The sequence below is a fragment of the Streptomyces sp. NPDC048057 genome (assembly GCF_040653095.1).
Lineage (GTDB): Bacteria > Actinomycetota > Actinomycetes > Streptomycetales > Streptomycetaceae > Streptomyces.
Genome location: NZ_JBEZNF010000022.1, coordinates 152,782 through 162,045 on the forward strand (window position 1 = coordinate 152,782; position 9,264 = coordinate 162,045).

Sequence of the window (9,264 nt, forward strand, 5' to 3'; positions counted from 1 at the left end):
CAACGCGGGCGATCGCCTGTGGTCATCCGCGGTCCGGGCGCCTCCTCAGCAGCCGGTCCATATGGCTCATCGCCTCGCGCTGCGTGTCTTGGGCGACGTGCGTGTACACGTCCATGGTGATGCTGATCTGTGAGTGTCCCAGGATCTCCATCACGACGCGGGGCGCGACTCCGGCCGCCGTGAGGAGCGTGGCCGTGCCGTGTCGGGCGTCGTGCAGCCGGATGAGGCGGAGACCGGCGGACTGGGCGACGCGGGTGAAGGACCGGTAGACGTTGCGCGGCTCGACCGGCCGACCGGTGCGGGTGGTGAACACGTAGTCGGAGTCCTGCCACTTCTCCCCCGCCTTGGTCCGGGCGGTCGCCTGCCGTATCCGGTGCCAGCGGAGGGGCGCGACGCACAGAGCGGGCAGTGGGACCACGCGGCGGCGACGGCTCTTGGGGTCGTCGTCGTACAGCACGCCACGACGCCGCTGGACCTGGTGGCGTACGTGGAGCACGCGGTTGTCGAGGTCGACGTCCGACCAGCGGAGCCCGACGATCTCCCCTCGACGCAGCCCCAGTGCGATGGCGAGCACGAACGCCGCGTACAGCGGGTCACCGCGGGAGGCCGTGAGGAAGGCCAAGGTCTCTTCCAACGTCCAGGGCCTCAGCTCGCGCGACTCCGTCCGGGGCGGTTCGACGAGCTTGGCGACGTTGCGTGCGATCAGCTCCTCCCGGCAGGCCGACGACAGCGCCGACCGCAGCACCCGGTGCGCTTCCTTGGCAGTGGCCGCCGTGGTCGTCTTCTCCAGCCGTACGAGGAAGCGGCGGACGTCCGCGACGCTGAGGGACTCCAACCGCTTGGCACCTACCAGCGGCACGAGATGAAGTCGTACGTGCGCTTCGTACTTGTCGTAGGTGCTCAGCTTCCGCCGAGGCTTGACCACGTTCTCCAGCCAGTAGGGCAGCCACTCCACCAGCTTGTGGGAACGGGTGGGCACGGGGATGCCCTGAGCGGCCTTGTCGAGCAGCACACGACGCTTGGCGTCGCACTCCGTCCACGTCTTGCCGTACGCGAACTTGCGCGCCGTCGTGCCGTCCGGCTGGGGGACGTACACCGCCGCTTGGTAGCGACCGTCGGACCGCTTGGTAATCGTGCCGGCGCCGTTCGGGTTCCGCTTGCGTTGCTGCGCCATCAGGCCGCCGCCTCCAACTCGTCGGTGATGAAGTCGCGGACGGCGAAGGCGGGGATGCGCCGGCACCGGCCGATGGTGACTGAGGGGAGCTGCCGGGAACGGATGAGGTCGTAGACCTTCGAGCGACTGAGCTTCAGCCGCCCCATCACGTCGGTGACGGTCAACAACTCGTCGTCACGCATGGGTGGGTTCTCCTTCCGTTCCGGGGGCGGGTTCGAGGGAGGCCGTGAGCCAGGTTTCGGTTTCGGTGAGGCCGGTTCCGGTGTAGGTCCAGTGGGCGAGGACGTACGTGGTCTGCTCGGGGTGCTCGGTGGTGTTCTGCGCGTGGCGCCATTGGGTGCGGGCGTGGCGAAGGGCGCCGAGGGTGGTGGAGTACGTGCGCGACTTGGTGGAGAAGTGGCCGCGGAAGCCGAGCATGTGGGCCCAGGCGCGGAGGCGGAGGTGGGCGAGGTCTTTGCGGGCGCCGAGGGTCCAGGCGGTGCGGATCAGTTGTCGGGCGTGGTCGGTGATGTCGAGGTGGGCGAGTTCGGCGGCGAACTTCAGCGGGCGGTCGAGGGCGCCGGTGGCGGTTTCGGCGCCTTTGGTGGCGTACTTGGCGATGTACGCGGCCACGGCCCGGTCGGTCAGCTCCTGGCCGCCTGTGAAGTCGGCGCCGCGGATGGTGCGGACGTCGAGTTGGGTGCCGAAGGTGAAGGTGTGCGTGCGGCTGTTGAGGGTGGGGCCGGTGATGCGGGCTTGGGTGGTGGCGGCGCGGATGGCGTCGGTCAGGAGTTCAGCCGTCGCCCAGGGCGGGGGTGGGGTGTGGCTGCCGTTGGGGCCGTCGAGACGGATGACGGCGTGGAAGTGGACCGCGCCGCGCTTTTGGTACTCGGCGACCTTGGCGAAGGAGACGCGGGCGTGGTGGCGTAGCTCGCGTTGGGTGAGGCCGGCGCGTTTGGCGACTTCGCGGCGTAGGTGGGTGGTGAAGCGGCGCCACAGTGCGCCAGCGTGGGCGTTCCACAGGACGGCGGCTTCGTAGTCGTACGCGTCCGAGCGCAACGGTGTGCCCAAGGCCGGGTCGTCAGGGGTGTGCGCAACTCCGCAGCGGCAGGCCGGACGACCCGACGGGCGGTTGTGGACGGGGCCGAAGCCGGGAGCGGTGAAGGTGGCGAAGACCCGCGGGTGGGTGGTGACGGTGTCGGGGGTGCCTTTGCCGCCGCGGAGGCCGGAGGTGATCAGGTGGAAGGTGTCGCGCCGGTAGACCTCCGCGCAGGCCGTGCAGCGGGTCGTACGGCGGTTGTTGCACCGCACCAGCAGACTCCCCGCCGGAAGCCGGGTGGAGTCGAGGCGGTGAAGGAGCGGGCCGATCTCCCCGGTCGCGGTGTCGAGGGCGTGTTCCGTGCGATGGCCGTCGAGACGGACAGGGTTCGTACAGCCACCCAGGCCACGCAGTTGACGAGCGAGGGCGGGCAGGGTGCCGCCTGTGGCGAGCTTGGAGAGTTCGGCGAGGGGCGGCGGGGTGGTGCGGGTGAAGATGACGTGCTCCTTATCTACTCGTCTAGTCATGTGAGTCATTGATGATGTCCACGCTGGATCGCGTTCCGGATTCGATGCCGGGGGCCAGGAAGGTCTGGGAGAGCCAGAAGCCGAAGAGCGTGATCACGACGACCACCCAGGTTCGGACGCCGAGGAACTTGACCGCGCCCCAGGCGAAGAATCCGAGGACGGCGACCAGCGGGAGGCTGACGTTCATGGGTTCGGGCCCTTTCAGCGGACGGGGCAGCGGTGGGTGCGGGCGGCGAGTTCGGCGGCGGCGCGCGAGTCGTAGTCGGCGGAGAAGCCGCAGCGCGGGGCGGTGCAAGCGGCTGTGTGCTTCTCGCTCCCCCGGTTGTCGTATGAAGTCCCGACCTGCACGGGGCCGATGCGGGTGACGCGGCGGAAGCGGCGGTTCGGGGTCACGGTGAGCGTTCCTCTCGGAGGCGGGTGGCGATGGCGTCGGCCATGGGTTGGGGGACTCCGAGCCGGGCACGGAGGGTCGCGGCGTCGGGGGCGTGTCCCGTGCGGGCGCGGTGTGCGGTGGCGACCTTGCGGGCGTGCTCCACCAGCGCGGCCGGGACGGCCGTTGGGGGCGGCGGATCGGGTGGTTCTACGGGTGGGGGTTTCGGGTCGGGGGTGTGGGCGAGGAGGGTTCCGCCGAGGAAGGCGAGGGCGGGCCAACCGGCGACGGTGATGCGGAGCCAGGCGGGGACGTCGTTCATGTCGAGGAGTCCGGCGGTGGCGACGTTCGCGCCCAGCGACGCGGCGAGGGCGATGACGAACCAGCACCAGGCAACCGTCTTGGACTGCCCCGAGCGCAGGCGCCGCCAGGCCGCGACCATCAACAGGTCGACACTGACCGGGTAGGCCCACGCCTTCCACCCGTCCTGTCCGGCTGCCACCGCCAGGTCGTGAAGGTGGGCGAAGGACAACGCGGCGGCGATGACCGCCTGGACGAGTACTGCGTCCACACGGGCCAGTTGGGCGCGCATCAGTCGTTCACCAGTACGTCCGGCCGGAAGGGCTTCAGCGCGGGTAGGTCGGGGGTGAGGTGGGCCGAGTTGCGGCAGGTGGCGGCTGCGTCGGCGAGGGAGAGGTACGGGGTGCGGATGCGGGACCAGCCGCCCGAGGTGTCACCGGCCACGGCGAGGCCGGGCGCGTCGGGGGCGATGGTGCAGGCCGCACCGACCGCTTCCGGGGCGATGTCACCGAGGGCCATCTTGGCCGAGGCTTCGTCGTTGACCCGATGGCAGACCCGGCCGGTGAGCTGGGCCCGCAGCATCGTGGCCCCCTTGCCCAACTCCGCGCCGAAACGCTGCCCGCACACCTCCAGATAGATCCCCGCGGCGCGACCGAGCTGGGCGAGCCGAATGAGGTGGGTGACCATCTCATCCCGCCGCTCCTCGTCCTTCCGGGTGGCGATGAGGAACAGTTCCGCCACCTCATCGACCACCAGCACGATCGGCACCGGGCGTTCCGACTCGGGCAGCCCCCAGATATCGGAGGTGATCTCCTCGTCCGGGATGCCGGGGGCGATGCCCTGCCGTGTCTTGATCAGGTCGTACCGCTCCTCCATCTCTCCCACGAGCGCGGGCAGCAGCTCCGCCGCCTCAGCCGGATCAGTCGCCAGGGCAGACAGGCGGGGAGCGAACGGGGCCAGTTCGACGCCCCGCTTGCAGTCGATGCCGACGAGGGCGACCGGTTGCGAGGCGAGCCCGCTGATCAAGTGGCGGAGGAACATGGACTTGCCCGAGAGCGTCGCGCCGAGGGTGAGCCCGTGGGGAACGGTGCGGTAGTCGCGTACGAAGGCGGTCGCGTCCTCCCGCAACGCCACCGGCACCCGCAGCAGGGCCGTGTCCAGCTTGCGGGGCATCCGCACCCGCTTGAGGACGTCGAAGCCGACGAGCCGCAGTTCCACCAGCCCAGGCTTGACCGTCGACACGTACACGGCGTGCACACCCCAGGCATGCCGCAGACGTTCCGCCGACGCGGCCACGTCCGCCGGTTCCTGACCAGGCGCGAGCCGGAGCCGGAGCCGTAACCCCGTCGACGTCGGCCGCAGAATCCCCCGACGCGGCGGGACCGGCCGCACCTCCCGCCGAGTCGTCACGCGAACGGCCATCACCCGCAGCCGGGACGGCGCCACGGTCAGGCCGCACGCCTCCATGACCGACCCGTACGACCCCAGCAGCCGCGCGGTCGATATCGGCAGACCGACCATGGACCAATACAGGCCCGGATGACGGGCCCGGGCATAGGCGGCCCCGACGCCGAACACGACGAGGAGACCGCCCACGACCAGCAGAGTCGTGGCGTCGACCATCAGGCGTCCGCTCCCATGGCGGCGGGGAACGCGGCCGGCATCACGGCAGCGGCGCGGAACGCGATGCCGTGCCGCTGCTGCCCGTTGAACACGCTCTCCCACGGCCGCGCCACCAACCCCGGCAACGACACCGGCGCCCCCAGCATCAGCCCGTCAGCGATCCCGCTCTCCGGCACCGTGACCTTCACCAACGACGACTCACCGTCCTCGATGTACACGACACCGAGCGTCATCAAGCTCTCACCGGTCTGAGCGTCCTTGGCGATCTCCCCCGTCTGCCGATCACGAACCTTCAGCTCAGGAGCCTCCGTCAACAGAACCGTCGCCGCCGAAGTCTCCACACGAATGGTGCGCATGCACTCCATCTCCCCATCTACTCGTCTAGACAAGATGTGTCCCGCACCCCCGAGTTGGGAGGTGCGGTGATCACCTTCGCATACAACTTGCCCACTCGTCTATACGAGTATGTCTATGGGGCCGTACGAGTTCAGGGAGGGAACTCCGCGCACCGCCATGGAACGCCTGGTCAGGGCATCAGGTGGCCGGAAGTTGGTAGTTGAGCACGTACGCGTCCGCCGCCATCACGGTGTCGCAGACCTCCACGGCCCGCCCCTCCGTGTCGTACGCGGTTCGGATCAGGTGGAACACGGGCACGCCCGCCGCCAGCCGGAGCGTCTTCACCTCGGCGGGCGAGGGCATCCGGGCCCGGATCTCTTCCTCGAAGCGGTCGAGCTGGTGGCCGAGTTCTTCGAGGCGGGCGTAGATGCCGCCGGGCCCCGGGTTGGGTTCGGCGATCTGCGTACCGCGGGCGATGTCGAGGGGGAGGTACGAAGTGGCGAACTCGACCGGTCGGCCGTCGAGCAGGTAGCGGCGATGACGGGCGAGCACCCGACGTACGGACCCGAGCCGCATCGAGATGTCCTGGCTCGCCTTCTCCTCCTTCACCTCCAGGCTGTCCACCTGGGGGTGACTGCCGGCCGCGTCCGCCTCCACGATGAACGCCGACTTCCCCTGCTTGCGGTGGCGGCGCGCGAAGCGGTCGGAGGCGAGTCGACGCACGGGCGGTCGAGGTCGTACGAACACACCCTTGCCGTGCTCGGCGTGCACCAGGCCCTCGCCCTGGAGGAGAGAGAAGGAGTTCCGGACGGTCATCCGGGAGACGCCGTAATGATCGACAAGCTCCGCCTCTGACGGCAGCTTCTCCCCTTCCCGGAATCGCCCACGGTCGATCGCGTCCCTGAGCTGGTCGGCGATCTGCCGGAACACCGCACGATCGCTCGTGGGGTCGAGATCACCGAGAATGCCGCTCGGAAGCGAAGGCATACGTACTCCTTTAGGTATCTAGACGAGTGGGCGAGTCTTGTTGCTACCGTGGTGAGCCTAGTCAGCCGAGAGGGCCGAGGAACGTGAGCACTGACCGCCCGCACTCCGTGAGCGTCGCCGGAGTCATCGTGGACGACCAGGGCCGGGCCCTCCTCATACAGCGGCGCGACAACAGCCACTGGGAGCCACCGGGCGGGGTCCTCGAACGCGAGGAGACCATTCCCGGGGCACTGCAACGCGAAGTCCTCGAAGAGACCGGTCTCAAGATCGCACTTCCCGCGACCCTGACCGGCGTCTACAAGAACATGAAGGGCTTGATCGTCTCGCTGGTCTTCCGCTGCGAGGCCGCCGACGGCACGCCCACCACCGGTAGTGAGACCCGCGCCCTGCGCTGGGCCACCCGCGAAGAGGTCACCGAACTCGCCGACGAGGCGTACGCGATCCGCGTCCTGGACGCGATGGACGCGGCGTCGCCACCGGCCGTACGCGCCCACGACGGCGTGAAACTCGTCTAGCTCTAACCCGCTGCACATGGCGGCCTACCAGCATGAAGGGACTTGTATGCACGAGTATACGAGCCGGGCCCGGGTCTGGGGGCTCACTTGCCCAGGTCTCCCGGAAGAGGTCAGCCGCGCCCGCCGCTGGACACGCGACATCCTGCGAGGCTCGCCCATGGCGGACGACGCGGCAGTGATCGTCAGCGAACTCAGCTCGAACGCGGTCCTCCACACCGCCAGCGGCCGGGAATCCGGGAGCTTTCACCTGGCCGTCGCCGTCACGGCCCGGGTCGTCGCGCTCTCGGTCACCGACGCGGGCGGAACCGACACCGCCCCCGAGATCAACCGGGCCGGCGACGGGGCCACCAACGGCCGGGGCCTCCACATCGTGAACAGCCTCGCCCACCAGGTCGTCGTCCACGACAGCGACGGGGGCCGCACGGTCACCGCGGAACTCTTCGCCGGCCCGCACAGGGCAGGCCGCCCGTGGTGATCCCCGCTTGGCCGAGGGACACGGACCGGTGAAGCCAACCCCGGGCTACTGGTGCGAGTGCTGGACCACCACAAACGGCGACGGGAAGTCGGCCCTTCTCGCGTCCATCGACGCCGACACCGCCGAACAGGCCATCCGCTGGATCGCCATCGCACTCCACACCGTCGAACCGGCACTCGACGTCGACGCGTCGGCGAAGGCGTGGAGGTGGTTCTACGAGGACCGCCACACGATGGCTGAGGACCTGCTCCACCTCGAACCAGTCGCCCTGTCCATCACCAGCACGAAGACCAACATCACCTGGACCGCCCGCCCCGTGAGCTTCCTCCCCCTGGCCCACCGCCAGAACACCCAGCTCCCGCCCTGCACACAGCAGTTCAGACCACCCAGCCCCTGAGTTACAACTTTCTCTACTGGTTCAAGGCGCCCCCGCCGCGCAAGCGCGTCGAGCGCGGCCCGGCGCCCGGCCCGCCGCTCCTGTCTCCGCCCCGCTCCGGCCCGGGCACCGGCCGCATGCCACAGCTCGGGTTGAACGGTGAGAAACCCTCTGTGGCTGGGGCGGTCGGTTCCACGGCTTTACGCAGCCACCATGGGGCGAGCCTCGAAGATCGGGGCCCACATCGGGCCTTAGCGGGCAGGTCCACAGACCGCCCGAGTCGCCAGCAGCTTACGGGCCCCGATCTCTCGCCCCATGGCAGCTCCCGCCCAAAGCCGCTCCACCGACCTTACGAACGACGCCCCCGGCGCCCCAAGCGGACTGCTGGACGGGGATGGGCGACATCGGGAACGATGACGAGGCCGTTTGGTCTTCCCACGACGAGGAGGGGTGCCTCGTGCCTGTTTCTGAGGGCGCTCCGACGATGATGACCACGGTGTTGCCAGATTCCCGTCCCGCGGGCGCGGCTGCCAGCCGTGCCCCCGCGTCCCAACTAACTGAAATCCGCGTTCCCCGCTGAAAGAACCCCAGGTCAGGAAGTGTCGGCCCCGCGCCTGCGGGGGTGTTCCGAGGAGGTGTCCCTCTTCCTCCGCGTCACCTTGGTCGGCCCCGCGCCTGCGGGGGTGTTCCCATCCGTGTCAAGGACCGGTCCGCAGAAGAAGTAGCCCGGCGGCCTCGTCCTTGCGGATCGGGAGGACGATAGCCGGCGGGTCTGCCGGACGCTGTGGGGGTGCTCTACTCGGCACGTACGGTGACGTTGGGCCGACCAGCCGGACGAGCCTTGGGAGATCTGTCCGGTGCCGGAGCTGTTGCTCTGACATCCAAGGCTGACATCAACGACCACGCACAGCGGTGGGTATCAGCGACCAAGTGCGCACTGGTGCGCGGAGCGAGGCCCGACCGCAGCACGGGAGGATCGAACTCCTAAAGCGGGTGTCGCAGGTTCGAATCCTGCCGGGGGCACAGCGCATCACCGCTCTGACCTGGGGTTTCTCCTCCAGGTGGGGGTTCTACTCGGCCTCGGACTTCTCGTCCGAGGCCGTTTGCGTGAGCGGACGGGGAGTTGATCGCGCGATCACGCCGCACGCGCACGGTGCAGCCCGTGGGGATCGCCGCCCGCCCGGGGCCCGGCTCCGGCATCAGCCTTCGTGGGGCGCCTTCGGGCGGGTGACCGGTCGTCGGGACCGGTGGTGAAGAGGGAAAGGTCCTCGGCCACGGCGATGGCTGCGATCGTCAGATCGGACCCGGCGGCGCGGCTGGGGCCTGTCTTACGGATCAGGCTGGATCAGGGCGGGGGTCCCCCCACGCCCTCCGGGCGTAGGGGGAGGGGTCTGGTGCCGTGGATCGCAAGGCGGAGGATGGGGGTACTCCCCCACGGCTACGCGTGGGGGCGCCCCCACCCGGGCCGCTAGATGAATGAGTCCGAATGCTGTCAGTGGTCGTAAGCGATTAGAGAGCGTTTGATCTTGGCGTTGGTGGTCCAGTTGTGCCAGATGGCTGTGG

At 69.3% G+C, this 9,264-nt stretch carries 12 protein-coding genes; 3 read left to right on the plus strand and 9 right to left on the minus strand.

Annotation, left to right across the window (positions count from 1 at the left end):
* Positions 1-22: 22 nt before the first annotated feature.
* From AB0E05_RS25480 to AB0E05_RS25520, 9 genes are all read right to left on the minus strand, one after another.
* Entirely contained in the window at positions 23-1,174 is a 1,152-nt protein-coding gene (locus AB0E05_RS25480) for a site-specific integrase (RefSeq protein WP_361967384.1), read from the minus strand.
* Complete coding sequence (locus AB0E05_RS25485) at positions 1,174-1,356, minus strand: helix-turn-helix domain-containing protein (RefSeq protein WP_361967386.1); 183 nt, start codon at positions 1,354-1,356, stop codon at positions 1,174-1,176. The genes AB0E05_RS25480 and AB0E05_RS25485 overlap by 1 nt, the downstream gene beginning before the upstream one ends.
* Entirely contained in the window at positions 1,349-2,719 is a 1,371-nt protein-coding gene (locus tag AB0E05_RS25490; protein WP_361967388.1) for a replication initiator, read from the minus strand. The genes AB0E05_RS25485 and AB0E05_RS25490 overlap by 8 nt, the downstream gene beginning before the upstream one ends.
* Entirely contained in the window at positions 2,712-2,906 is a 195-nt protein-coding gene (locus AB0E05_RS25495; protein ID WP_361967390.1) for a hypothetical protein, read from the minus strand. Before AB0E05_RS25495 ends, AB0E05_RS25490 begins: the two co-directional genes overlap by 8 nt.
* Before the next feature lie 14 nt (positions 2,907-2,920).
* The gene (locus AB0E05_RS25500) at positions 2,921-3,112 is read right to left on the minus strand and encodes a mobile element transfer protein (RefSeq protein WP_361967392.1); all 192 of its coding nucleotides are present in this window, start codon (positions 3,110-3,112) and stop codon (positions 2,921-2,923) included.
* On the minus strand, positions 3,109-3,681 hold the full coding sequence (locus AB0E05_RS25505; protein WP_361967394.1) for a DUF2637 domain-containing protein: 573 nt from the start codon (positions 3,679-3,681) through the stop codon (positions 3,109-3,111). Before AB0E05_RS25505 ends, AB0E05_RS25500 begins: the two co-directional genes overlap by 4 nt.
* Positions 3,681-5,012 carry an FtsK/SpoIIIE domain-containing protein gene (locus tag AB0E05_RS25510; RefSeq protein WP_361967396.1) on the minus strand — a complete coding sequence of 444 codons (1,332 nt, stop codon included), beginning with the start codon at positions 5,010-5,012 and terminating at the stop codon, positions 3,681-3,683. The genes AB0E05_RS25505 and AB0E05_RS25510 overlap by 1 nt, the downstream gene beginning before the upstream one ends.
* Positions 5,012-5,368: a hypothetical protein gene (locus AB0E05_RS25515; protein WP_361967398.1), complete on the minus strand. Its 357-nt coding sequence runs from the start codon at positions 5,366-5,368 to the stop codon at positions 5,012-5,014. The genes AB0E05_RS25510 and AB0E05_RS25515 overlap by 1 nt, the downstream gene beginning before the upstream one ends.
* A 178-nt stretch (positions 5,369-5,546) precedes the next feature.
* On the minus strand, positions 5,547-6,335 hold the full coding sequence (locus AB0E05_RS25520) for a GntR family transcriptional regulator (RefSeq protein ID WP_361967400.1): 789 nt from the start codon (positions 6,333-6,335) through the stop codon (positions 5,547-5,549).
* A gap of 107 nt (positions 6,336-6,442) precedes the next feature.
* Between AB0E05_RS25520 and AB0E05_RS25525 the strand changes: the two genes are divergently transcribed.
* From AB0E05_RS25525 to AB0E05_RS25535, 3 genes are read left to right on the plus strand one after another with little or no spacing between them, the layout of a single operon-like run.
* Entirely contained in the window at positions 6,443-6,850 is a 408-nt protein-coding gene (locus tag AB0E05_RS25525) for an NUDIX hydrolase (RefSeq protein ID WP_361967434.1), read from the plus strand.
* 46 nt (positions 6,851-6,896) lie between these two features.
* Positions 6,897-7,325 (plus strand): ATP-binding protein, encoded by a 429-nt coding sequence (locus AB0E05_RS25530; RefSeq protein ID WP_361967402.1) that lies wholly within the window; start codon positions 6,897-6,899, stop codon positions 7,323-7,325.
* 28 nt (positions 7,326-7,353) lie between these two features.
* Complete coding sequence (locus AB0E05_RS25535) at positions 7,354-7,722, plus strand: hypothetical protein (protein ID WP_361967404.1); 369 nt, start codon at positions 7,354-7,356, stop codon at positions 7,720-7,722.
* The last annotated feature ends 1,542 nt before the right edge of the window (positions 7,723-9,264 follow it).

Excerpts from the sequence above, each read along its gene's own strand:
- AB0E05_RS25520 (WP_361967400.1), bottom strand. The coding sequence starts at position 6,335 with ATGCCTTCGCTTCCGAGCGGCATTCTCGGTGATCTCGACCCCACGAGC.
- AB0E05_RS25490 (WP_361967388.1), bottom strand. The coding sequence starts at position 2,719 with ATGACTAGACGAGTAGATAAGGAGCACGTCATCTTCACCCGCACCACC.
- AB0E05_RS25485 (WP_361967386.1), bottom strand. The coding sequence starts at position 1,356 with ATGCGTGACGACGAGTTGTTGACCGTCACCGACGTGATGGGGCGGCTG.
- AB0E05_RS25480 (WP_361967384.1), bottom strand. The coding sequence starts at position 1,174 with ATGGCGCAGCAACGCAAGCGGAACCCGAACGGCGCCGGCACGATTACC.
- AB0E05_RS25515 (WP_361967398.1), bottom strand. The coding sequence starts at position 5,368 with ATGCGCACCATTCGTGTGGAGACTTCGGCGGCGACGGTTCTGTTGACG.
- AB0E05_RS25495 (WP_361967390.1), bottom strand. The coding sequence starts at position 2,906 with ATGAACGTCAGCCTCCCGCTGGTCGCCGTCCTCGGATTCTTCGCCTGG.
- AB0E05_RS25505 (WP_361967394.1), bottom strand. The coding sequence starts at position 3,681 with ATGCGCGCCCAACTGGCCCGTGTGGACGCAGTACTCGTCCAGGCGGTC.
- AB0E05_RS25510 (WP_361967396.1), bottom strand. The coding sequence starts at position 5,012 with ATGGTCGACGCCACGACTCTGCTGGTCGTGGGCGGTCTCCTCGTCGTG.
- AB0E05_RS25530 (WP_361967402.1), top strand. The coding sequence starts at position 6,897 with ATGCACGAGTATACGAGCCGGGCCCGGGTCTGGGGGCTCACTTGCCCA.